The organism is Streptomyces sp. NPDC047971 (assembly GCF_040653355.1).
Classification (GTDB): Bacteria; Actinomycetota; Actinomycetes; order Streptomycetales; family Streptomycetaceae; genus Streptomyces.
Map to the genome: position 1 here is coordinate 67,182 of NZ_JBEZNW010000013.1, position 22,544 is coordinate 89,725.

Consider the following 22,544-nt stretch of genomic DNA (forward strand, 5'->3'; position numbering starts at 1 on the left):
CCTCCGCGCACACAGGATCGTCACCGAACCGACATACCGAGCGGTCGGAAACCCTCTTACGCAAGGGCCATACCCATGAGTAACGTACGCGGACCACCGGCGCCACCCGCCCGTCCCCCGGGTCCGCAAGGAGCAAGATCGATGTCGTACCACCAGCCTTTCCCCGGCCCACCACCTGTACCGCAGCACCGGAACGCCGGGCGGCACCGCCACGAGGCGGCGTCGCAGTCCTGGGAGGGTGGACCGCCGTCCTGGGACACCGACCCCCAGGCGGCCTGGGACTCGTCCCCGCGAGCGTGGGACTCCGCGCAGCAGGGCTGGGACTCCACACAGCAGCCCTGGGAGGCGTCCGCCCAGCCGGGACCGCCCGCCGCCGACGACCGTGACGATCTGCGCCGGCTCGGTTCGGCCTACCGCAGGCTCCGCCGCGTCGCCACCTTCACCGCGCTCGGCTACTTCGTCGTCTTCCTCTTCCTGTCCGGCTACGCCCCCTCGATGATGACCGGCGACCTCGCCGGCGGTCTCACCACCGGTCTGGTCCTGGGGCTCCTCCAGCTGCCCGTGGCGCTGGCGGCGATCGCGCTGTACGAGCGGATCGCGCGCAAGCGCGTCGACCCGCTCGCCGCGGCGATCCGCGCACGCGCCGAGCAGGCGGCCGCGGCGGCCGCACCCCGGCCGGAGCGCCCGAGCCGCCCCGGCCGTCCCGTGTGGCAGCAGCCGGGCGGAGGTGCGCGCGCATGACCAGCTTCAGCTCCGAGGCCCAGACCATGTCGCTGATGGCCTTCATCGCCGTCATCACCGTCACGCTGATGCTGTGCGTGATGACCAGCCCCGACCGAGACGACCTGGGCGACTTCTACACCGGCTACCGCTCGCTCTCCCCCGTGCAGAGCGGCCTCGCGATCGCCGGCGACTACATCTCCGCCGGCACCGTCCTCGGCACCATCGGCATCATCGCGCTCGTCGGCTACGACGGCGTCACGCTCGCCCTGAGCACCGTGCTCTCACTGGTCCTGATGATGTTCCTGCTCGCCGAACCACTGCGCAACGCCGGCCGGTTCACGATCGGCGACGTCTTCACCCGGCGTCTCCCCGGCCCCGCCGTGCGGATCACGACGGCCGCCGTCACCCTGACCGCGCTGCTCCCGCTGGTGATCTTCCAGCTCGCGGGCGCCGGCGATCTCCTCTCCGTCGTCCTCGGCTTCGACGCCGACGGCTTCAAGACCGGGTCGATCGTCTTCCTGGGCCTGCTGATGATCGCGTACGCGGCGATCGGCGGCATGAAGGGCACCGCCTTCATCCAGATCGTCAAGACCGTCGTCCTGCTCGGCGCCTCCCTCGCGATCGCCGCGCTCATCCTCCACCGCTTCGACTTCAGCCTGCCCTCCCTGCTGGACGCCGCCCAGCGCGGCAGCGGGGCGGGAGACGCCTATCTCGCCTCCGGCCTGCAGTTCGGCGGCGACGAACTCGACATGATCAGCACGCAGCTGACGGTCGTGCTGGGCGCCGCGGTGCTGCCGCAGATCACCATGCGCATGTTCACCGCCCGCAGCGCGACAGCCGTGCGACGGTCGATGTCCTGGGCCGTGTCGACCGTCGTCGTGACCTGTCTGCTGATCACCGTCATCGGCTTCGGCGCGGCGGCGATCGTCGGCCACCAGGGGATCGTCGCCGGCGACCCGCAGGGCAAGACGGCCTTCCTCATGGTCAGCCAGGCCGTCATGGGCACGGACCAGACGACCGTGGAGACGCTGCTGTTCACGGCCGTGGCGACAGCCATCTTCCTCACCCTGCTGGCCTCGGTCGCCGGGATCACCCTCGCCTGCGCCAACACCCTGGCGCACGACCTCATCACCCACGGGCTGCGCCGCAAGGCGCGACTGAAGGGGTCCACGGAGATGGCGATCGCCCGGACCGCCGCGGCGGTCGTGGGGCTCGTGGCGATCGCGATCGCCGCCGGTGCCCGGCACCTGAACCTTCAGGCACTGCTCACCCTGTCCTTCTGCATCGGCGCGTCCGCGGTCGCACCGGCCCTCATCTACAGCCTCTTCTGGCGCCGCTACTCCCGTACGGGACTGCTCTGCACCCTCATCGTGGGCAGCGCCTCCGCGTTCATCCTCATGACCGGCAGCAACCTGGTCTCCGGATCGCCCCAGGCGATCTTCCCGGACCAGGACTTCAACTGGTTCCCGTTCACCACGTCGGGCATCCTCTCGGCCCCGCTGGGCTTCCTCGCGGGCTGGCTCGGCACGGTGCTCCGTGAACGCGACCCGGCCGACCAGCGCATCCGGTACGAAGCGGTGGAGGAGACGATCCTGGCCGGCACACCCGCGGCGAACAGCGCCTCCGCGTCCTGACGCGCACGCGCCGACGGGTGGTCGCCCGGCCCGCCGGGCGACCACCCGTACCCTCCGCCCGGCCGCGGATGGGACCATGTCCCCATGCCTACACATGTGATCACCGGGGCGGGTTCCGGCATCGGCGCGGCCGTCGCCCGTCGGCTGCACGCGCGCGGGGACGAGCTCGTGCTGCACGCGCGCGACGCCGGCCGGGCCAAGGAGCTCGCCGCCGAGTTCCCCGGCGCCAGGACCCTCGTCGGAGACCTCGCCGACCCCGACCGGCTCTCGTGGGCGTTCTCGCACCAGAGCCTGCCCGAGCGGGTCGACACGCTGCTGCACATCGCGGGCGTCGTCGACCTCGGGCCGGTGGGCGACCTCACCCCGAAGACCTGGCGCCACCAGCTCAACGTCAACCTCGTCGCCCCCGCCGAGCTGACCCGGCACTTCCTGCCCCAGCTGCGGGTCTCCCAGGGCCACGTGGTCTTCGTCAACTCCGGCGCCGGGCTCAACGCCCACGCCGAGTGGAGCGCCTACGCCGCCTCCAAGCACGGCCTGAAGGCGCTCGCCGACTCCCTGCGCCACGAGGAGCACGGCAACGGCGTGCGCGTCACCTCGGTCTACCCGGGGCGGACCGCCAGCCCGATGCAGGCCAAGGTGCACTCCCAGGAGGGCAAGGAGTACGACCCCTCCCGGTGGATCGACCCGGAGTCCGTCGCGACCACGATCCTCACGGCCGTCGACCTGCCGAGGGACGCCGAGATCAACGACCTGACGGTCCGTCCGGGACGGTAGGAACAGTGAGCGAGACCAGCGAGCGGGCGGCGTCCACCTGGGGGCCCGCCACCGGCGTCGGTTCCATGCCCGGAGGCGACGCCCGGGAGGCGGCCAGGACCGTCACGGGCTCCTTCGAGGACTTCCCCTTCCTGGCGGAGCTCCCGGCCCGCGGGCCCGGCGCCGACATGATCGGGCGGACCATCGGACTGCTCGTCGAGATGTACGCGCACGTGGAGCCGAGCGGATGGCGGGTCAGCGACCGGCCCGGCCGGGACACCCGGCGCGCCCGCTCCTGGCTCGGCGAGGACCTCGACGCCCTGGAGGAGTTCACCCAGGGTTACGAAGGCCCGCTCAAGGTCCAGGCCGTGGGCCCCTGGACGCTCGCCACCGCCCTGGAGCGACGCGGCGGCGAGGCGGCCCTCGGCGACCCCGGAGCCTGCCGGGACCTCGTGGGCTCCCTCGCCGAAGGGTTGGGCGGCCACCTCGCCGAGCTCCGCAAGCGGGTCCCCGGCGCCCGGCTCGTCCTCCAGCTCGACGAGCCCTCCCTGACGTCCGTGCTGCGCGGCCAGGTCCGCACGGCCAGCGGCTACCGCACCCACCGCGCCGTCGACCGGCAGGTCGTCGAGAGCGCCCTGCGCGAGGTGATCGCCGTCCACGACGGCCCGGTGATCGTCCACTCCTGCGCACCCGACGTCCCGTTCGGGCTGCTGCGCCGTGCCGGCGTCGCCGGGGTCTCGTTCGACTTCGGTCTGCTCACCGAACGTGACGAGGAGCCGATCGGCGAGGCCGTGGAGGCGGGCACGAAGCTCTTCGCGGGCGTGGTGCCCTCGACCGACGCCCCATTGTCGGACCCGGGCGGTAGCGTCATGGGTGTCAGGACGCTGTGGCGCAGGCTGGGGCTGAATCCGGGGACTCTCGCCGAGTCCGTGGTGATCACTCCGACGTGCGGGCTCGCGGGCGCTTCTCCGGCATATGCCCGGGCGGCGCTCGCCCACTGCGCCCGGGCGGCGAGATCGCTCGCGGACAACCCTGAGTGACTTCGGTCCAGGCAACGGGAGGACGAGTAACGGTGGCAGTCGAACAGGGGGCCCTGCCCGCCGAGGCACGGGAGAAGCACGCCGAGCTGGCCGAGCAGGTCGAGGAGCACCGCTTCCGGTACTACGTGAAGGACCAGCCCGTCATCAGTGACGGCGAGTTCGACAGGCTGCTGCGCTCCCTGGAGGCGCTGGAGGAGGAGTACCCCGGGCTGCGTACCCCGGACTCGCCGACGCAGAAGGTCTCGGGGGACTACGAGACGGGCCTGGCCAAGGTCGACCACCGCGAGCGCATGTACTCGCTGGACAACGCCTTCGACGACGCCGAACTGTCCGCCTGGGCGGACCGGGTGGCCAAGGACGTCGGCACGTCCGCGTACAGCTTCCTGTGCGAGCTCAAGGTCGACGGCCTCGCGATCAACCTGACGTACGAGAGGGGACGGCTCACCCGGGCCGCCACCCGGGGCACCGGTGTCACCGGCGAGGACATCACGCCCAACGCCCGGACCATCCACGGCATCCCGGACCGGCTGTCCGGCGACCGCATCCCGGACCTGGTGGAGATCCGGGGCGAGGTCTACTTCCCGATGGAGGGCTTCGCCGACCTCAACGCCCGCCGGGTGGCGGCCGGTGAGCAGCCGTACGCGAACCCGCGCAACTCCGCCTCCGGTTCGCTGCGCCAGAAGGACCCGAAGGTCACGGCCACGCTCCCGCTGCGCATGGTGGTCCACGGCATCGGCGCCCGCGAGGGCTTCGACATCGACCGCCTCAGCCAGGCGTACGACCTGCTGCGCGAATGGGGCCTGCCGACGGCCCGGCACAACCGCGTGGTCGGTTCGCTCGACGAGGTACGGGAGTTCATCGCGTACTTCGGGGAGAACCGCCACTCCGTCGAGCACGAGATCGACGGGGTCGTCGTCAAGCTGGACGAGATCCCGCTCCAGGGCCGGCTCGGCTCCACCGCGCGGGCCCCGCGCTGGGCCATCGCCTGGAAGTACGCGCCGGAGGAGGTCAACACCAAGCTCGTCGACATCAAGGTCGGCGTCGGCCGGACGGGCCGGGTCACCCCGTACGCCCAGGTCGAGCCGGTCAAGGTCGCGGGCTCCGAGGTCGAGTTCGCCACCCTCCACAACCAGGAGGTGGTCAAGGCCAAGGGCGTCCTGATCGGGGACACGGTCGTGCTGCGCAAGGCCGGTGACGTCATTCCGGAGATCCTCGGCCCCGTCGCCGACCTGCGGGACGGCACGGAGCGGGAGTTCGTGATGCCGGCCGAGTGTCCCGCCTGCGGGACACCGCTGCGGGCCATGAAGGAGGGCGACATCGATCTGCGCTGCCCGAACGCGCGGACCTGCCCGGCCCAGTTGCGTGAACGTCTCTTCTATCTGGCGGGCCGGGAGTGCCTGGACATCGAGAACTTCGGTGCCGTGGCGGCGGCCGCCCTGACCCGCCCGCTGGTGCCCTCCGAGCCGCCGCTCGTCGACGAGGGCGATCTCTTCGACCTCACCATCGAGCAGCTCCTTCCCATCAAGGCACACGTCCTCGACCCGGACAGCGGGCTGCCCAAGCGGGACCCGAAGACCGGTGAGGAGAAGGTCGTCACGGTCTTCGCCAACCAGAAGGGCGAGCCGAAGAAGAACGCGCTCGCGATGCTGGCGAACATCGAGGCGGCCAAGGCGCGGCCGCTGGCCCGGTTCATCAACGGTCTGTCGATCCGCCACGTCGGGCCGGTGGCGGCCCAGGCGCTGGCCCGTGAGTTCCGCTCCCTTGAGCGGATCGAGCAGGCCACCCAGGAGGAGCTGGCGGCCGTCGACGGAGTCGGCGGGATCATCGCGGCCGCGGTGAAGGACTGGTTCTCCGAGGAGTGGCACCGGGAGATCGTGCGCAAGTGGCGAGCCGCCGGAGTCACGTTCGAGGACGAGGGCGCGGGCGAGGAGCAGGGGCCGCGTCCGCTGGAGGGGCTGACCGTCGTCGTGACCGGCACCCTGCAGAACTTCACCAGGGATGGCGCAAAAGAGTCGCTCCAGAGCCTCGGGGCGAAGGTGACCGGTTCCGTTTCGAAGAAGACCCACTTCGTGGTCGTCGGTGACAACCCCGGGTCGAAGTACGACAAGGCGATGCAGCTGAAGGTTCCGGTTCTGGACGAGGACGGCTTCGCGGTGCTGCTCGCGGAGGGTCCCGAGGCCGCTCGGGAGGCGGCGGTCCCGGTAGAGGGTTAGACGGGAGAGAAGCAAGGGACAGCCGGGAACGTCACCCGTTCGGCGCATACCAGATCGTTAGGGGTGGGCGGGTCGCATTCGGGCAAGAGATGGAGAGCGCTGCCCGTCGGAGCCCTCCGCGGCCTACTGTTGTGACCGTGCGTCTGTCGTGCACGGCCTGCGAGGGCTCTGCCGGTCGTGGAGGCATGACAACGGCCCATCGCGTTGCGACGGCACCGCCGGCTGTGAGAGGGACGGAATGAAACCGACCGAGAGTGCCGCCACGGTCTCACGGCCGCGTGGCCGTGAGACCTTCGTGGGCATCACCTCCGGGCTGCCCGCCGCCGTCGTGGCCGTCGCGGCCCTCGTGCTCGCCACCGGTTTCTACCGGGCCCTGAGCACCGGCCACGGACTCTTTCCCGGCGGCGCCGCGGGCTGGTCCCTCGCGATCCTCACCGGGCTCATCGTCGGACACCTGGTCGCCCTCGGCCGCGACCGCTGGTGGGGCGGCACCGGCTCCGGCGCCGCCCTCACCCTCGCGGTCCTGCTGCTCTACGGCTGGGTGCCCGCCGGCCTCGTCTCCATGGCCGTCGTCGTCCTCGTCGGCGCGGCCCGGCGCCACCGCTGGCGCCAGGGGCTCCTGCACGGCGCCGTGGACGTCCTCGGCATCGGCGCCGCTGCCCTGGTCCTCGCCGCCTTCGGAGACGTACCGACGGTGGAGAGCCCCTGGCAGCCCCTCGACTGGGGGATCACCGACGTCCCGGAAGTGGCGCTCGCCGCCGCCGCCTACCTCGTGGTCACCCGACTGCTCCTGTGGTACGCCCTCTCGCCCCAGGGCGGCGGCCTGCCGACCGTCGCCCGCACGGCCCTGCTCCGGCAGGGCCTCGTCGCGGTCGCGCTGCTCGGCATCGCCCCGCTGATCTGTGTCGTCGCGGTCTCCCAGCCGATCCTGCTGCCGCTCTTCGCCGTCCCCCTCATCGCCCTCGACTCCACCCTCTGGATCGCCCGCGCCCGGGCCGAGGAGCAGCTGCGCGACCCGCTCACCGGCCTCCCCAACCGCCAGTGGCTCCTGGAGCGCGCCTGGACCGCGCTCGAAGAGGCCGAGGGAGAAGGCGCGCGCTCCGCCCTCGTCCTGATCGACCTCGACCGATTCCGATCGGTCAACGACACCCTGGGGCACCTCGCCGGGGACCGGCTCCTGCTCCAGATCGCCGAGCGGCTCAGGCTCGCCCTGCCGCGCGGAGCGGAGGCCGCACGGCTCGGCGGCGACGAGTTCGCCGTCCTCCTGCCGACCGCCGACTCCACCACCAGCGCCCAGCGCGTCGCCCGCCACCTCGTCGCCGAACTCTCCTCGCCGCTCGACCTGGACGGCCTCACCCTCGTCCTGGAGGCCAGCGCAGGCGTCGCCGTCTTCCCCGACCACGCCCTCGACGCCGAGGGACTGCTGCGCCGGGCCGACGTGGCGATGTACCAGGCCAAGCGGGACCGTACGGGCGTGGAGGTGTACGAGTCGAAGCGCGACTCCAACACCCCCGACCGGCTCGGACTCCTCGGCGACCTGCGCCGCGCCCTGGACGCCGGCGAGGTCGAGCTCCACTACCAGCCCAAGGTCCGCTTCGACGGGCAGGTCGCCGGCCTGGAGGCCCTGGTGCGCTGGGTGCACCCCGAGCGCGGCCGGGTCCCCCCGGACGAGTTCATCGCGATCGCCGAGTCCTCGGGGCTGATGCCCCACCTCACCGAGTACGTCCTGGAGACCGCGCTCGCGCAGGTCGCCCGGTGGCGAGCCCAGGGGTTGAACGTTCCTGTCGCCGTCAACGTGTCCCCCCGCGACGTCCACACCCCCGGCTTCGCCGGCGCCGTCGCCGCCCGCCTGGCCCGCCACGGCGTCCCGGCCGGCGCGCTGCAGCTGGAGATAACGGAGCACGTGCTCCTGGAGGACCCGCAGCGAGCCGCCGACACCATGGCCGGCCTGACCGGCCACGGCGTGAAGATGTCCCTCGACGACTTCGGCACCGGCTACTCCTCCCTCGTCCACCTGCGGCGGCTCCCGGTGAGCGAGCTGAAGATCGACCGCTCCTTCGTCGCCCGGCTCGCCGTCGACGCCGAGGACGCCGAGATCGTCCGCTGCACCCTCGACCTCGCCCACTCGCTCGGCCTGCTCGTGGTCGCCGAGGGCGTCGAGGACGACGAGACCTGGGAGCGCCTGCGGGACCTGGGCTGCGACGCCGTCCAGGGCTGGCTCGTCGCCGCCGCGATGCCGCCCGGCGAGACCACGGCCTGGCTCCGGGCCCGCGGCGAGCACGGCTGGCGCCGCCCCTCCGAGGAGGCCGCGCTCCCGGCCGTCGACCAGCCGTCCGGACACGTGGTGCAGTAGCGGTCCCGCCGCCCCCGGGGCACGCCCCCGGGGCGGCAAGGGCAAACCGTTTCACGGGCAGAGGTGCGGGCCCCATAGGATTGGGCTCAACACCATCAAACTCACCCCGTGAGGATCGCATGCCTGGCATCACGCGCGAGGAGGTCGCCCACCTCGCCCGGCTGGCGCGTCTGGAGCTGAAGGGCGAAGAGCTCGATCACTTCGCCGGTCAGCTCGACGACATCATCGGCGCGGTCGCCCGCGTCTCCGAGGTCGCCGACCAAGACGTTCCGCCGACCTCCCACCCGCTGCCGCTGACGAACGTCATGCGCGCGGACGAGGTCCGTCCGTCGCTCACCCCCGAGCAGGCGCTCTCCGGCGCCCCGGCCCAGGAGCAGCAGCGTTTCAAGGTGCCGCAGATCCTGGGGGAGGACTAATCACATGACGGACAGCACCATCATCAAGCTCACGGCCGCCGAGATCGCCGGGAAGATCGCCTCAGGCGAGCTCACCGCGGTCCAGGTGACCGAGGCCCACCTCGCCCGTATCGAGGCCGTCGACGAGAAGGTCCACGCCTTCCTGCACGTCGACCGCGAGGGCGCCCTCGCCCAGGCGCGCGCCGTGGACGAGAAGCGCGCCAGGGGCGAGAAGCTCGGCCCGCTGGCCGGCGTCCCCCTCGCGCTCAAGGACATCTTCACCACCGTCGGCATCCCGACGACCGTCGGCTCGAAGATCCTCGAAGGCTGGATCCCGCCGTACGACGCGACCCTGGTGAAGAACCTCAAGGCCGCCGACGTCGTCATCCTCGGCAAGACCAACATGGACGAGTTCGCCATGGGGTCCTCCACCGAGAACAGCGCCTACGGCCCCACCGGCAACCCCTGGGACCTGACCCGGATCCCCGGCGGCTCCGGCGGCGGCTCCTCCGCCGCGCTCGCCGCGTACGAGGCCCCGCTCGCCATCGGCACGGACACCGGCGGCTCGATCCGCCAGCCCGCCGCCGTCACCGGCACCGTCGGCGTCAAGCCGACCTACGGCGGCGTCTCCCGCTTCGGCATGGTGGCCTTCTCCTCCTCCCTCGACCAGGGCGGCCCCTGCGCCCGTACGGTCCTGGACGCGGCGCTGCTGCACGAGGCCATCGCCGGGCACGACCCGCTGGACTCGACCTCCATCGACGCCCCGGTCCCGCCGGTCGTCGAGGCGGCGCGCAACGGCTCCGTCGCCGGGATGCGCGTCGGCGTCGTCAAGCAGTTCCGCGGCGAGGGCTACCAGGCCGGTGTCGTCCAGCGCTTCGACGAGTCCGTCGAGCTGCTGAAGTCGCTGGGTGCCGAGATCGTCGAGCTGGACTGCCCGACCTTCGACCTCGCCCTTTCGGCGTACTACCTGATCGCGCCGTCGGAGTGCTCCTCCAACCTGGCCCGGTTCGACGCCATGCGCTACGGCCTGCGGGTCGGCGACGACGGCACGAAGTCGGCCGAGGACGTCACCGCCCTCACCCGTGAGGCCGGCTTCGGCGACGAGGTCAAGCGCCGCGTCATCCTCGGCACGTACGCGCTGAGCTCCGGCTACTACGACGCGTACTACGGCTCGGCGCAGAAGGTCCGCACCCTCATCACCCGCGAGTTCGAGCGGGCCTTCGAGCAGGTGGACGTGATCGTCTCCCCGACGACCCCCACCACCGCCTTCCCGATCGGCGAGCGCGCCGACGACCCGATGGCGATGTACCTCGCGGACCTGTGCACCATCCCGACCAACCTGGCCGGCAACGCCGCCATGTCGCTGCCCTGCGGTCTCGCGCCGGAGGACGGTCTGCCGGTCGGGCTGCAGATCATCGCCCCCGCCATGAAGGACGACCGGCTGTACAAGGTCGGCGCCGCCGTCGAGGCCGCCTTCGTGGAAAAGTGGGGACACCCGCTGCTCGAGGAGGCTCCGTCGCTGTGAGTGCCATGGCAAAGAAGGCCAAGAACTTCAAGAAGTCGAAGACCGGCGTCTACGTCTCGCTGGCGACCACCGCGTTCGGTGCCATCAGCGTCGCGAAGCAGGCCAAGATGGCCCGCAACGACAACGACATGCTGCGGCTGATCGACTCCGCCGTGTCCGCCGCCGCCATCGTTACCGGCCTGGCGATCCTCTACCGGGAGCTGAAGCGCCTGGGCGACGACGACGTCCTGCTGGGCTGAGAGGGAAAGTCTCACCGTGACCGTCACTGAACTGCTGTCGTACGACGCGGCGATCGCTGCGTACGACCCCGTCATGGGCCTGGAGGTCCATGTCGAACTCGGTACGAAGACCAAGATGTTCTGCGGCTGCTCGACCGAGCTGGGCGCCGAGCCCAACTCGCAGACCTGCCCCACCTGTCTCGGTCTGCCCGGCTCCCTCCCGGTCGTCAACGCGATCGGCGTCGAGTCGGCCGTCAAGATCGGTCTCGCGCTGAACTGCGAGATCGCCGAGTGGTGCCGCTTCGCCCGGAAGAACTACTTCTATCCGGACATGCCGAAGAACTTCCAGACCTCGCAGTACGACGAGCCGATCGCCTTCAACGGCTATCTGGACGTCCAGCTGGAGGACGGCGAGATCTTCCGCGTGGAGATCGAGCGCGCCCACATGGAGGAGGACACCGGCAAGTCGACGCACATCGGCGGCGCGACGGGCCGTATCCACGGCGCGTCCCACTCCCTGCTCGACTACAACCGTGCCGGCATCCCGCTCATCGAGATCGTCACCAAGCCGATCGAGGGCGCGGGCGAGCGGGCCCCCGAGGTCGCCAAGGCGTACGTCGCCGAGCTGCGCGAGCTGATCCGCGCGCTGGGCGTCTCCGAGGCGCGCATGGACAAGGGCCAGATGCGCTGCGACGTGAACCTGTCGCTGCGCCCGCACGGCACCGAGGTCTTCGGCACCCGCTCGGAGACGAAGAACGTCAACTCGCTCCGTTCGGTGGAGCGGGCGGCGCGCTTCGAGATCCAGCGCCACGCGGCCGTCCTCCAGTCGGGCGGCACGATCGTGCAGGAGACCCGCCACTTCCACGAGGACGACGGCTCCACCACGTCCGGCCGGATCAAGGACAACGCCGAGGACTACCGGTACTTCCCGGAGCCCGACCTCGTCCCCGTCGCCCCGGCCCGCCAGTGGGTCGAGGAGCTGCGCGCCGGGCTGCCCGAGCTGCCGCGCGTGCGCCGCAACCGGCTCCGCGAGGAGTGGGGCGTGTCGGAGCACGACATGCAGTCCATCCTGAACGCCGGCGCGGTCGACCTCATCGTCGCCACCACGGACGCCGGTGCGCCGTCGGACCAGGCCCGCAAGTGGTGGATGGGCGAACTGGCCCGCTCCGCCAACGAGTCGGGCACGGCCCTGGACGAGCTGCCGATCACCCCGGCGCAGGTCGCCCGGGTGACCGAGCTGGTGGCCTCCGGTGACCTCACCGACAAGCTGGCCCGCCAGGTCATCGAGGGCGTGCTCGCCGGCGAGGGCGGCCCGGACGAGGTCGTCGAGAAGCGCGGCCTGAAGGTCGTCTCCGACGAGGGCGCGCTCGGCACGGCGGTCGACGAGGCCATCGCGGCCAACGCCGGCATCGCCGACAAGATCCGCGGTGGCAAGGTCGCGGCGGTCGGCGCGCTGGTCGGCGCGGTCATGAAGGCCACGCGCGGCCAGGCGGACGCGGCGCGCGTGAAGGACCTGATCCTGGAGAAGCTGGGCGTCAGCGAGGGCTGACCGGCTGGTTTCGCAGGGACGCGTACGGGAGCGGCCCGCACCGGAGGAATCCGGTGCGGGCCGCTCCCGTCGTGAGGGGCCCGGGTTGATAGGCAAGTGGTTACTTGCCTATGGTGAGGGCATGACGGAGGATGTCTTCAAGGCACTGGCCGATCCCACCCGTCGGCGCATCCTCGATGAGCTGGTGGAACGGGACGGTCAGACCCTGTTCGAGATATGTACGCGGCTGGTCACCAAGCACGGTCTGGGACTGTCCCGCCAGGCGATCAGCCAGCATCTCGCCGTACTGGAATCAGCGGGTCTGGTCGTCTCGCGGCGGCAGGGCCGCTACAAGTTCCACGACCTGGACACCGAACCCCTTGAGCGCATCGCGAGCCGGTGGCTCAGGCCCGAGACACCGGAGAGCACCCCATGAGGATCCACATCACCAGCGTCTTCGTCGACGACCAGGAGAAGGCCGAGCGCTTCTACACGGACGTCCTGGGCTTCGTGAAGAAGCACGACGTCCCGCTGGGCACGGACCGCTGGCTGACCATGGTGTCGCCGGAGGACCCCGAGGGCACCGAACTGCTGCTGGAGCCGTCCCGCCACCCCGTGGTCCGGGCGTACAAGACGGGGCTGGCGAAGGACGGCATCCCGGCGGCCTCCTTCGCCGTGGACGACGTACCGGCGGAGTTCGACCGGCTGCGCGCCCTCGGGGTCGAGTTCACCCAGGACCCGCTGGAGATGGGCCCGTCCACCACCGCGGTCCTGGACGACACCTGCGGCAATCTGATCCAGATCGTGCACGTCAAGTAGGGACGGAACCACATCCGGCCTCGTGGCCGGAACTCGCTTGGACTTCCGTGACGGCCTGATGGACGTTCACCGCCTCGCCGCCACCGGGTCTTCTCTCCGTCATCCGGTCTCACTAGCGTCCCCTGCGTACCACCCAATGGCTCGAAAGCGAACCATTGGCCGTCGTCTGGAGGTCGTTCGTGTCACCCGAGATGTCTCGCAGAAGGCTCCTCGCCCTGGGCGGCGGCGCCCTCGGTGTCGCCGCCGCCGGGTCGTTGCTTCCGCCGTCGCTCCAGGAGGCGATGGCCGCGGGGCCCCCGGCCGGCGGGATGTCGGCGGTGCGGCACGTCGTGATCCTCATGCAGGAGAACCGGTCCTTCGACCACTACTTCGGCACCCTCCGCGGCGTGCGCGGGTTCGGTGACCGCAACGCCATCGAACTCCCCTCCGGCAAGCCGGTCTTCGAGCAGCCCGCCGCGCTCGACCGGACCGTGCTGCCGTTCCCGATCAGGAACGCCGCCGAGGCCCAGCAGAAGGACCTCCAGTACATCGGCGACCTCGACCACTCCTGGAGCGGCGGCGCCAAGGCGTGGCACGACGGCTGGATGGACGGCTGGGTCTCCGCCAAGACCGCGGCGACGATGGCGTACTACGACCGCCAGGACATCCCGCTGCACTACGAGCTGGCCGACACCTTCACCATCTGCGACGCCTACCACTCGTCCATCCACACCTCCACCAGCCCCAACCGGAACCACCTCTGGTCCGGCTGGACCGGCTTCGAGGCGGACGGCAGCCGCGCCGTCACCAACGCCGCGTACGCCGAGGGCACCCACCCCGGCTACTCCTGGCCCACCTACGCCGAGCGCCTCGAAGCGGCCGGACGGAGCTGGAAGACGTACACGGAGTGGGAGAACTTCACCGACAACAACATCGAGTTCTTCACCAGCTTCAAGAAGATCGCCCGCAAGGCGCTCGCCGGCACCGGCGGGCACACCTTCATGGAGTCCTTCTACGCCGCCGTCCGCGACACCGACGACGCCGCCGAGCGGACCCGTCTCCTCGCCGCCCTCGACGACGGGGTCGCCACGCTCACCGCCGCCGAGCGTTCGCTCTTCGAGCGCGGACTGCGCCGCGTCGAGACCGGCACGCTGGCCGACGCCTTCCGCGCCGACGTCGCCGCCGGGACACTGCCGGAGGTCTCCTACCTCGTCCCCTCCGCGATCGACTCCGAGCACCCCGGCTCCTCCTCGCCGATCGCCTCCGCCTCGCTCGTCTACAAGGTGCTCGACGCCCTCGGCTCGCACCCCGACGTGTGGCGCCACACCGTCGTGCTGATCAACTACGACGAGAACGACGGCTTCTTCGACCACGTGCCGCCGCCGGTACCGCCGGCCGACAACACGGACGAGCGGTACAAGGGCCTGCCCACCGGACTCGGCATCCGGGTTCCGCTGCTCGTCGTCTCCCCCTGGTCGGTCGGCGGATACGTCTGCTCCGAGACCTTCGACCACACCTCCGTGGTCCGCTTCCTGGAGAGACTCACCGGCATCCAGGAGCCCAACATCACCCCGTGGCGCCGCGCCGTCACCGGCGACCTGACCTCCGCCTTCGACTTCCGTCGCGGGCACCGCCAACCGGAGGTCGAGCAGCCGGGTCCGATCCCGCCGTTCTCCGGCCGCTGGCGGCCGCAGCCCCCGGCGGTCCAGCGGATGCCGGTCCAGGAGCCGGGCACCCGCCCCGCCCGCCCGCTGCCGTACCAGCCGGACGCCGATTCCGCGGTGGGGGAGAAGGAGGTCACCGTCGCCCTGCGCAACAGCGGGAAGGCGAGCGTCCACTTCGCGCTCTATCCGTACGACGGCGAGTTCGCCGTCCCCCAGCACCGGGACGTCCGCGGAACGGCGCAATGGCGGGTCCCCCTCACGAGTGATCACTACCGGTTCACGATCACCGGGCCGAACGGCTTCCGCCGCGAGTTCGAGGGCCCGGCGGCGGGCGGCGCCGAGCTCGCCTCGCACGTCGACCATCACGACCGTGACCTGCATCTCACCGTACGCAACACGGGCGCCGCCGCGGTCTCCTTCACCGTCCGCCCGCTCGGCTACGTGGACCGGGACGACCTCCGCGGCTGGACCCGCACCGTCACCGTCAAGCCCGGCAGGAGCCGCACCGTCGTGCACTCCGCCGCCGACGCGCACGGCTGGTACGACGTCGAGGTCACCGCCCCCGGCGGCTTCCGCCGACGGCTCATGGGACACATCGAGAACGGACGGGCGAGCGTCTCCGGCTGAGAAGCACCCGAAAGCGGCGTCCGAGCGGAGGTCCGGGACCAAAGCCCCGAGCCTCCGCGCGGCGCTGTGAGTAACGACACGAAAGGGACAAAGGATCTCTTAAGGCTGTAACAGTGGCCTCATGTAGGTCATGCGTTCTTTGCGGGCTTTACCCGGTAAAGATCCACGAACCACCCACCAGGGAGCCCGTCCTTTGGCAGCCATCGCACGGTGGTGCATCAAGCACCGCCTCGTCGTCGTCCTCCTCTGGCTCATCGCCCTCGGCGGAGCCGTCGCCGGCGCAGCGGTGGCCGGCAACGCCTACTCCAACGACTACGAGGTACCGGGCACCGAGTCCGGCCGTGCCACCGAGCTCCTCGACAAGGGCTTCCCCGGCGCCGGCGGCGACAGCAACACCATCGTCTGGCACACCGACGCCGGCAGCGTCCGCGCCACCGGCGTCGAGAAGCGCATGACCGAGATGCTCGACGAGGTGGCCGAACTCCCCGGCATCGCGTCGGTGACCTCCCCGTACGGAACCACTCCCGCCGCCGCGACGCAGATCAGCGAGGACGGGCACACCGCCTACGCCGCCGTCGTCTTCCACGAGCAGGCCGACGACATCCCGAAGGCCCAGGCCCAGGCGCTCGTCGACACGGCCCGCGCGGCAGCAGGCGACGGCGTCCAGGTCGAACTCGGCGGCGGCGCCATCGCCCTCACCGAAGCCCCCGGCGGGCACATCGCCGAGGCCGTCGGGGTGGTCGTCGCGGCCGTCGTCCTCTTCCTCGCCTTCGGCTCGCTCGCCGCCTCCGCGCTCCCCATCGCCACCGCCCTCGTCAGCGTCGGCATCGCGTACTCCGGGATCGCGCTGCTCGGCCACGTCATGACGGTCGCCGACTTCGCGCCCATGCTGGGCATGCTCATCGGCCTCGGCGTCGGCATCGACTACGCCCTGTTCATCGTCACGAGACACCGGAAGGGCCTCAAACGCGGGCTCTCGGTCGCCGAATCCGCGCAGATCGCCGTCGCGACCACCGGCCGCGCCGTCGTCTTCGCCGGCGCCACCGTCTGCATCGCCCTGCTCGGCATGCTGATCCTCCGGCTCAGCTTCCTCAACGGCGTCGCCATCGCCGCCTCGCTGACCGTCGTCCTCACCGTCGCCGCCTCCGTCACCCTCCTTCCCGCGCTGCTCTCCCTGATCGGCATGCGCGCGCTCAGCCGCCGCGAACGCCGGCGGCTCGCCGAGCACGGCCCCCAGCCGGAGCTCCCGACCGGCTTCGCCGCCCGCTGGTCCGCCTTCGTGGAGCGCCACCCCAAGCTGCTCGGCGCGGTCGCCGCCGTCGTCATGCTGGTCCTGGCGCTGCCGACCCTCTCGCTCCACCTCGGCACCTCCGACCAGGGCAACGGTCCCGCCACGGCCACGACACGGCAGGCGTACGACCTGCTGGCTCATGGGGGTCCCTCCCAGGCCGAAGGCTCCGGCGGAGGATTCGGGCCCGGGGTCAACGGGCCGCTCACCCTCGTCGCCCAGATCGACGGCGCCGACGACCGGGTGGCCCTCGGGGAGCTGCCGGCCGAGCTGGCGAACACCCGGGGCGTCGCGTCCGTCTCGCCGATCACCTACAACAGCGCGGGGGACACGGCCGTCCTCACCGTCGTACCGGACTCCTCGCCGCAGTCGAAGGCGACGAGCGAGCTCGTCGACCGGCTGCGCACGGACGTGCTGCCCTCGGCCGAGCGGGGCACCTCCCTGGACGTGCACGTCGGCGGTGTCACCGCCTCGTACGACGACTTCGCCGAGATCATCGTGGGCAAGCTGCCGCTCTTCGTGGGCGTCGTCATCGCGCTCGGCTGTCTGCTGCTCCTGCTCGCCTTCCGGTCGATCGGCATCCCGCTCAAGGCCGCCGCCATGAACGTGGCGGCCGTCGCCTCCTCCTTCGGCATCGTGGTCGCGATCTTCCAATGGGGATGGGGGAGCGAGCTGCTCGGTCTCGGCAGCGCCGGCCCGATCGAACCCTTCCTGCCCGTGATCATGGTGTCGGTGCTCTTCGGGCTCTCGATGGACTACCAGGTCTTCCTGGTCAGCCGGATGTACGAGGAGTGGCTGGAGACCGGCGACAACCGGCGGGCGGTCAGGGTCGGGCTCGCCGAGACCAGTCGCGTGATCAACTCCGCGGCGGTCATCATGATCTCCGTCTTCCTCGCCTTCGTGCTGAGCGGCGACCGGGTCATCGCCATGTTCGGCATCGCCCTCGCCGCCGCCGTCGCCCTCGACGCCTTCGTCCTGCGGACCCTGCTCGTCCCCGCGCTCATGCACATGCTCGGCGGGGCGAACTGGTGGCTGCCCCGCTGGCTCGACCGCCGACTGCCCCGGATCAGCATCGAACCCGCCGAGTCCCGGGCCCTCGCCGACGCCCGCGACGCCGAAAAGGACGCGGCACGCGACGACACCCGTGCGAAGATCCCCCTGCAGCGTGTGACCGTTTCGAACACGGAGGACAGCAAGGATGTTCGCGATATCGCTGGGTGACGACGGGGCCGAGCTGAGGCCGCTGGAGCCCTCCCACGCCGAGGAGTTCCTCACCCACATGAACCGCGGACGGGAGCACGTCGGGCAGCACATCGCCCTCCCCGACTTCGTGACGGACCTCGACTCGGCCCGCTCCTTCCTCACGGCGTACGCCGAGAAGACGGCCGCCGACGCCGGCCGGATCTACGGCATCTGGACCGGGGGCACCCTCGTCGGCGGTGTGCTCTTCCGCACCATGGACACGACGCAGGGAACGGCCGAGGCCGGCTGCTGGCTGGAGCCGTCGGCGGTCGGCAAGGGCCTGGTCACCCGGGCCGCGCGCACCATCATCGACTGGGCGATCACGGAACGCTCCATCCACCGCGTCGAGTGGCTGGTCTCCTCGAAGAACGAGGCCAGCATCGCGGTGGCCCGGCGGCTGGGCATGACGAAGGACGGCGTGCTCCGGCAGAGCTACGCGTACCGAGGACAGCGCCACGACATGGAGGTCTGGTCGGTGCTCGCGCCGGAGTGGAAGACGCTCGGCGCCGGGCGGGCTTCTTAAGGCCCCTCTCATACGCGGCACCTAGCGTGCCGGTCATGACTGCCAAGACTGACGAGAACACGGAAGCCGAGAAGACCGCGGAGGCCGAGAGGACCGCGGAGGCCGGCGGCGACCCCGTCGCCGCCGACGCGGCCGAGGAACGGGATGTCGTCGACGAGCAGGACGCCGCGGACGACCTGGACGACCTGGACGAGCGGGCGGGGGCCGACCGGGTCCCCGCCGCCCCCACCGGCGTCACCGCGGGCGCCGCGGCCGTCGTCTCCGCCGCCCTCGGACTCGCCGCGCTGAGCGGCACCTGGGTCGGGAAGGTCGGCAGCGAGCGCGAGACGCTCATGGGCCAGATCAAGGCCCAGGGCGGCACGGCCGCCCAGCAGATCTCCGAGATCTACGGCGACGCCTGGCACACCACCGCCCTGGTCAACGGCCTCTTCTCGCTCCTCGCCCTGATCACCGCCACGGTCGTCCTCACCCGCCCCCGGCGCCCCGTCTGGGTCCGGGCCGTGGCCGTCGCGGGCGCCGTCCTGGGCGGAATCGGACTGTTCCTCTCCACGGGCATGTACTTCGACCTGTTCCTGAGTCTCCCGACGGCGCCCTAAGGCCCCCCTAGGACCCTCCTAAGGCCCCCCACCCGCCGAACATGCGGCACTCTCCCGATGTGGCGACACCCCCTGGGAAACGAGAGTAGAGGCATCGCAAGGAGCGATACCGACACCAGGGAGCATCGAATGTTCGCGTACGAACTGCACCGCATGAACCACGACGAGCGCGTCCGTGAGGCCGCCGCCGAGCGCCTGGCCCGCCAGGCCGTCAAGGCGGCGCGGCGCGCCGCGAAGGCGGCCGCCCGGTCCGGGAGCCATGAGTCCGAAGGGCGGGTGGGAGCCGAGCGGGGACGTTTCGCCCGGGCCGCGTGATCACCCGTACGAGCGCGACCCCGGATCTCTGTGCGATGCTCGGCGCCGTGGAGACCAGGTCAGTCAGCCCCGTGTTCGTCGGCCGGGCCGGCGAACTCACCGCCCTCACCGACGCGCTCGCCCGCGCCGGTGACGGAGAGCCCCAGGCCCTGCTCATCGGCGGCGAGGCCGGCGTGGGCAAGACGCGGCTCATCGAGGAGTTCGTCGCCGCGGCCTGCGACCGCGGCGCCTTCGTCGCGGTCGGCGGCTGTGTCGAAGTCGGCGCGGACGGCCTGCCGTTCGCGCCCTTCTCGACGGCACTGCGCGCGCTGAGCCGCCGACTGCCCGACGAACTGGCGACCGCGGCCGCCGGGCAGGAGGGCGAACTCGCCCGTCTCCTGCCCGAACTCGGCGACGTCGGCAGCCACGAGCCCTCCAACGAGGACTCCACCGCCCGCCTCTTCGAACTGACCGTACGGCTCCTGGAACGGATCGCCGCCGACCGTACGATCGTGCTCGTCCTGGAGGACCTGCACTGGGCCGACGCGTCCACCAGGCACCTCCTCGCCTACCTCTTCCGCACCCTGCGCCGCGGCCGGATCGTGGTCGTCGCCACCTACCGCGCCGACGACATCCACCGCCGCCACCCGCTGCGCCCCCTCCTGGCCGAACTGGACCGGCTGCGGACCATCCGGCGCATCGAACTCGCCCGGTTCACCCGGGCCGAGGTGCGCCGCCAGCTCACCGGCATCCTCGCCGCCGAACCCGACGCCGCCCTCGTCGACGAGGTCTTCGACCGCTCCGACGGCAACGCCTTCTTCGTCGAGGAACTCGTCGTCTCCCACGAGTCGGGCTGCGCCCCGGGCGCCCTCACCGACTCCCTGCGCGATCTGCTGCTCGTGCGGGTCGAGACCCTTCCCGAGGACGCCCAGCGGGTCGCCAGGATCGTCGCCGAAGGCGGCTCCACCGTCGAGTACGCGCTGCTCGCCGCCGTCGCCCGGCTCTCCGAGGACGACCTCATCGAGGCGCTGCGGGCCGCCGTCGGCGCCAACATCCTGCAGTCCGTCCCGGACGGCGACGGCTACCGCTTCCGTCACTCCCTGGTCCGCGAGGCCGTCAGCGACGACCTCCTGCCCGGCGAACGCTCCCGCCTCAACCGGCGCTACGCCGAGGCCCTGGAGGACGACCCCTCCCTGGTCCGCGCCGACGAACGGGCCGCCAGGTCCGCCAGCTACTGGTACCACGCCCACGACCCCTCCCGGGCGCTGCCCGCCGTGCTCCGCGCCTCCGCCGAGGCCCGCAAACGCTACGCGTACGCCGAGCAACTGCGGCTCCTGGAACGGGCCATGGAACTCTGGGACGAGGTCCCCGCCGAGGTGCGCGGCTCGCTGCGGCCGATGGACTACGCCGAGGCGTACCCTCCGTGCGGCTGCGACCCCGAGACCACACCGCTGCGCTATCTCGACCTGCTCGCCGAGGCCGCCTACGCCGCCCGGCTGTGCGGCGAACGCGAACGCGCCCTGAAGATCGGCAAGATGGCGCTGCGGCTTCTCGAAGGGGAGGAGGACGAGGACCGCGACCCCCTGCGCTCCGCCTGGTTCTGGACCGAACGCTCCCGCATCGTCTCCGGGCTCGGCCGCTCCGACGGCTGGGACGAGATCGCCACCGCACAGGAACTCGTCAAGGGCCTGCCCCCCTCCGGCGTGCACGCCCGCATCCTGGCCGTGGCCGCCGGCTGGGGAATGCTCCACAACCCCGGCCCGGAGAGCCTCGCCGCCGCCGAACGGGCCGTCGAGTACGCCCGCCTCGTCAAGGACGAGTCCATCGAGCTCAGCGCCCGTCTGACCCTCGGCACCCTCCAGACCGGCGCCGGCGACCTGGAGACCGGCCTCGCCACCATGTACGAGGTCCGCGACCGCACCCGCGCCCTCGGCCTCCACCACGAGTCCTCCCGCGCCCACGTCAACCTCTCCCACTCCCTGGAGAACCTCGGCCGCTCCCAGGAGGCCGTCGACGTCGCCGAGGACGGCATCCGGCTCACCCGCGACCACGGCCTCCTCGACAGCCAGGGCTGGATCCGCTCCAACCAGGCCGAGTCCCAGCTCTCCCTCGGGCTCTGGTGCGAGGCCCAGCGCAACTGCGAGTGGCTGGAGCAGGCCGGCATCCGGTCCAAGCCGCGCGGCTCCGTGGCCCTGCGCCTCGCCCAACTGGCCCTCGCCCGGGGCGAGGTGGACACAGCCGTCACCCAGCTCGCCGCCGCCCGCGAGCACTTCGGCGAGGCCGACCCCATGCCCCAGTACACCGTTCCGACGCGCATGGTCGAGCTGAGCGTCGCCGCCGCGGGCGGTCGTATCCAGGAGGTCCGGACCGTGCTCGCCGCCGCGGTGGAGGCCGGCTTCCCGCCGGGCACCCACCGCGAGGGCTGGCCGCTGCTCCTCGCCGCCGCCACCGCCGAGGCCGACGCACGCGGACTGCCCGCCGCCGAAGAGGGCCGCGACGAAGGGATCGCCCTGCTCCGCCGCGCCGCCCGAGGGCTGGCGACCCCGGCGCCCGTCTGGGAGGCGTACTCGCTGTACACCTCGGCGGAGCTGGACCGCGCGGAGGACCGCCGCCCCGTGGACCGCTGGGCCGAGATCGTCACCGCCTTCGAGCGGGTGGAGCGCCCCTACCCGCTCGCCCAGGCCCGCCACCGGCTCGCGGACGCCCTGCTCGCCGAGGGCGGCCGCCGCGAGGAGGCGGCGGCGCTGCTGCGCGAGGCCCACGCCACCGCCGCCCGCCTCGGCGCGCACCCGCTCCGCGAGGACATCGCCCTGCTGGCCGCCCGCGCCCGGCTCTCCCTGACCACCCCGGACCACGCCCCGGAACCGGAACCGGGAGACGCCTCCTTCGGCCTGACCCCCAGGGAGCAGGACGTCCTGCGCCTGGTCGCCGCCGGCCGCACCAACCGTCAGATCGCCGAGGAGCTCTTCATCTCACCGAAGACGGCGAGCGTCCACGTCTCCAACATCCTGGCCAAACTCGGCGTCTCCGGCCGCGGCGAGGCGGCCGCCCTGACCCACCGCCTCCGCCTCCTGGAGCCGACGCCCTAGCCGTATCGACCCGCGGGCGCTTTCGCACCGGCCCCGGTGGA

The 22,544-nt window shown here is 71.7% G+C and carries 18 protein-coding genes; all 18 read left to right on the plus strand.

The features are described 5' to 3' along the window. Positions 1 to 141: 141 nt before the first annotated feature. The 18 genes from AB0D99_RS15085 (at position 142) to AB0D99_RS15170 (ending at position 22,503) form a co-directional block, all read left to right on the plus strand. Complete coding sequence (locus AB0D99_RS15085) at positions 142 to 741, plus strand: DUF485 domain-containing protein (protein ID WP_362360764.1); 600 nt, start codon at positions 142 to 144, stop codon at positions 739 to 741. Then, complete coding sequence (locus AB0D99_RS15090; protein WP_362360767.1) at positions 738 to 2,357, plus strand: cation acetate symporter; 1,620 nt, start codon at positions 738 to 740, stop codon at positions 2,355 to 2,357. The genes AB0D99_RS15085 and AB0D99_RS15090 overlap by 4 nt, the downstream gene beginning before the upstream one ends. Before the next feature lie 84 nt (positions 2,358 to 2,441). Next, the gene (locus AB0D99_RS15095) at positions 2,442 to 3,131 is read left to right on the plus strand and encodes an SDR family oxidoreductase (protein ID WP_362360770.1); all 690 of its coding nucleotides are present in this window, start codon (positions 2,442 to 2,444) and stop codon (positions 3,129 to 3,131) included. Between the two features lie 5 nt (positions 3,132 to 3,136). Beyond that, positions 3,137 to 4,150, plus strand: a complete 1,014-nt coding sequence (locus tag AB0D99_RS15100; protein WP_362360773.1) for a methionine synthase — start codon at positions 3,137 to 3,139, stop codon at positions 4,148 to 4,150. Between the two features lie 32 nt (positions 4,151 to 4,182). After that, entirely contained in the window at positions 4,183 to 6,363 is a 2,181-nt protein-coding gene (ligA, locus tag AB0D99_RS15105) for an NAD-dependent DNA ligase LigA (RefSeq protein WP_362360776.1), read from the plus strand. Positions 6,364 to 6,601: 238 nt separating this feature from the next. Next, positions 6,602 to 8,716: a bifunctional diguanylate cyclase/phosphodiesterase gene (locus AB0D99_RS15110; protein ID WP_362360780.1), complete on the plus strand. Its 2,115-nt coding sequence runs from the start codon at positions 6,602 to 6,604 to the stop codon at positions 8,714 to 8,716. A gap of 119 nt (positions 8,717 to 8,835) precedes the next feature. Further along, a complete protein-coding gene (gene gatC / locus AB0D99_RS15115; RefSeq protein ID WP_015036350.1) occupies positions 8,836 to 9,132 on the plus strand; it encodes an Asp-tRNA(Asn)/Glu-tRNA(Gln) amidotransferase subunit GatC in 297 nt (98 codons plus the stop codon). Positions 9,133 to 9,136: 4 nt separating this feature from the next. Continuing rightward, entirely contained in the window at positions 9,137 to 10,636 is a 1,500-nt protein-coding gene (gatA, locus tag AB0D99_RS15120) for an Asp-tRNA(Asn)/Glu-tRNA(Gln) amidotransferase subunit GatA (RefSeq protein ID WP_362360783.1), read from the plus strand. A gap of 5 nt (positions 10,637 to 10,641) precedes the next feature. Continuing rightward, the gene (locus AB0D99_RS15125; protein ID WP_189513203.1) at positions 10,642 to 10,875 is read left to right on the plus strand and encodes a hypothetical protein; all 234 of its coding nucleotides are present in this window, start codon (positions 10,642 to 10,644) and stop codon (positions 10,873 to 10,875) included. Positions 10,876 to 10,891: 16 nt separating this feature from the next. Further along, positions 10,892 to 12,403, plus strand: a complete 1,512-nt coding sequence (gatB, locus tag AB0D99_RS15130; protein WP_362360786.1) for an Asp-tRNA(Asn)/Glu-tRNA(Gln) amidotransferase subunit GatB — start codon at positions 10,892 to 10,894, stop codon at positions 12,401 to 12,403. 121 nt (positions 12,404 to 12,524) lie between these two features. Beyond that, positions 12,525 to 12,818 carry a metalloregulator ArsR/SmtB family transcription factor gene (locus AB0D99_RS15135; RefSeq protein WP_362360789.1) on the plus strand — a complete coding sequence of 98 codons (294 nt, stop codon included), beginning with the start codon at positions 12,525 to 12,527 and terminating at the stop codon, positions 12,816 to 12,818. Further along, positions 12,815 to 13,201, plus strand: coding sequence for a VOC family protein (locus tag AB0D99_RS15140; RefSeq protein ID WP_362360792.1), 387 nt, complete (start codon positions 12,815 to 12,817; stop codon positions 13,199 to 13,201). Before AB0D99_RS15135 ends, AB0D99_RS15140 begins: the two co-directional genes overlap by 4 nt. Before the next feature lie 179 nt (positions 13,202 to 13,380). Beyond that, complete coding sequence (locus AB0D99_RS15145) at positions 13,381 to 15,471, plus strand: phosphocholine-specific phospholipase C (protein WP_362360795.1); 2,091 nt, start codon at positions 13,381 to 13,383, stop codon at positions 15,469 to 15,471. 193 nt (positions 15,472 to 15,664) lie between these two features. Continuing rightward, entirely contained in the window at positions 15,665 to 17,980 is a 2,316-nt protein-coding gene (locus AB0D99_RS15150) for an MMPL family transporter (protein WP_362360798.1), read from the plus strand. Then, a complete protein-coding gene (locus AB0D99_RS15155) occupies positions 17,958 to 18,524 on the plus strand; it encodes a GNAT family protein (protein WP_362360801.1) in 567 nt (188 codons plus the stop codon). The genes AB0D99_RS15150 and AB0D99_RS15155 overlap by 23 nt, the downstream gene beginning before the upstream one ends. A 35-nt stretch (positions 18,525 to 18,559) precedes the next feature. Then, positions 18,560 to 19,120 carry a hypothetical protein gene (locus AB0D99_RS15160; protein ID WP_362360804.1) on the plus strand — a complete coding sequence of 187 codons (561 nt, stop codon included), beginning with the start codon at positions 18,560 to 18,562 and terminating at the stop codon, positions 19,118 to 19,120. 129 nt (positions 19,121 to 19,249) lie between these two features. Further along, positions 19,250 to 19,435, plus strand: coding sequence for a hypothetical protein (locus AB0D99_RS15165; RefSeq protein ID WP_362360807.1), 186 nt, complete (start codon positions 19,250 to 19,252; stop codon positions 19,433 to 19,435). Positions 19,436 to 19,470: 35 nt separating this feature from the next. Continuing rightward, positions 19,471 to 22,503 carry an AAA family ATPase gene (locus AB0D99_RS15170; protein ID WP_362361002.1) on the plus strand — a complete coding sequence of 1,011 codons (3,033 nt, stop codon included), beginning with the start codon at positions 19,471 to 19,473 and terminating at the stop codon, positions 22,501 to 22,503. Positions 22,504 to 22,544: the final 41 nt, after the last annotated feature.

Coding starts and splice junctions, on each gene's coding strand:
- AB0D99_RS15125 (WP_189513203.1), top strand. CDS start 10,642: ATGGCAAAGAAGGCCAAGAACTTCAAGAAGTCGAAGACCGGCGTCTAC.
- AB0D99_RS15170 (WP_362361002.1), top strand. CDS start 19,471: ATGCTCGGCGCCGTGGAGACCAGGTCAGTCAGCCCCGTGTTCGTCGGC.
- AB0D99_RS15155 (WP_362360801.1), top strand. CDS start 17,958: ATGTTCGCGATATCGCTGGGTGACGACGGGGCCGAGCTGAGGCCGCTG.
- AB0D99_RS15085 (WP_362360764.1), top strand. CDS start 142: ATGTCGTACCACCAGCCTTTCCCCGGCCCACCACCTGTACCGCAGCAC.
- AB0D99_RS15160 (WP_362360804.1), top strand. CDS start 18,560: ATGACTGCCAAGACTGACGAGAACACGGAAGCCGAGAAGACCGCGGAG.
- AB0D99_RS15090 (WP_362360767.1), top strand. CDS start 738: ATGACCAGCTTCAGCTCCGAGGCCCAGACCATGTCGCTGATGGCCTTC.
- AB0D99_RS15165 (WP_362360807.1), top strand. CDS start 19,250: ATGTTCGCGTACGAACTGCACCGCATGAACCACGACGAGCGCGTCCGT.
- AB0D99_RS15135 (WP_362360789.1), top strand. CDS start 12,525: ATGACGGAGGATGTCTTCAAGGCACTGGCCGATCCCACCCGTCGGCGC.
- gatC (WP_015036350.1), top strand. CDS start 8,836: ATGCCTGGCATCACGCGCGAGGAGGTCGCCCACCTCGCCCGGCTGGCG.
- AB0D99_RS15140 (WP_362360792.1), top strand. CDS start 12,815: ATGAGGATCCACATCACCAGCGTCTTCGTCGACGACCAGGAGAAGGCC.
- gatA (WP_362360783.1), top strand. CDS start 9,137: ATGACGGACAGCACCATCATCAAGCTCACGGCCGCCGAGATCGCCGGG.
- AB0D99_RS15095 (WP_362360770.1), top strand. CDS start 2,442: ATGCCTACACATGTGATCACCGGGGCGGGTTCCGGCATCGGCGCGGCC.
- AB0D99_RS15110 (WP_362360780.1), top strand. CDS start 6,602: ATGAAACCGACCGAGAGTGCCGCCACGGTCTCACGGCCGCGTGGCCGT.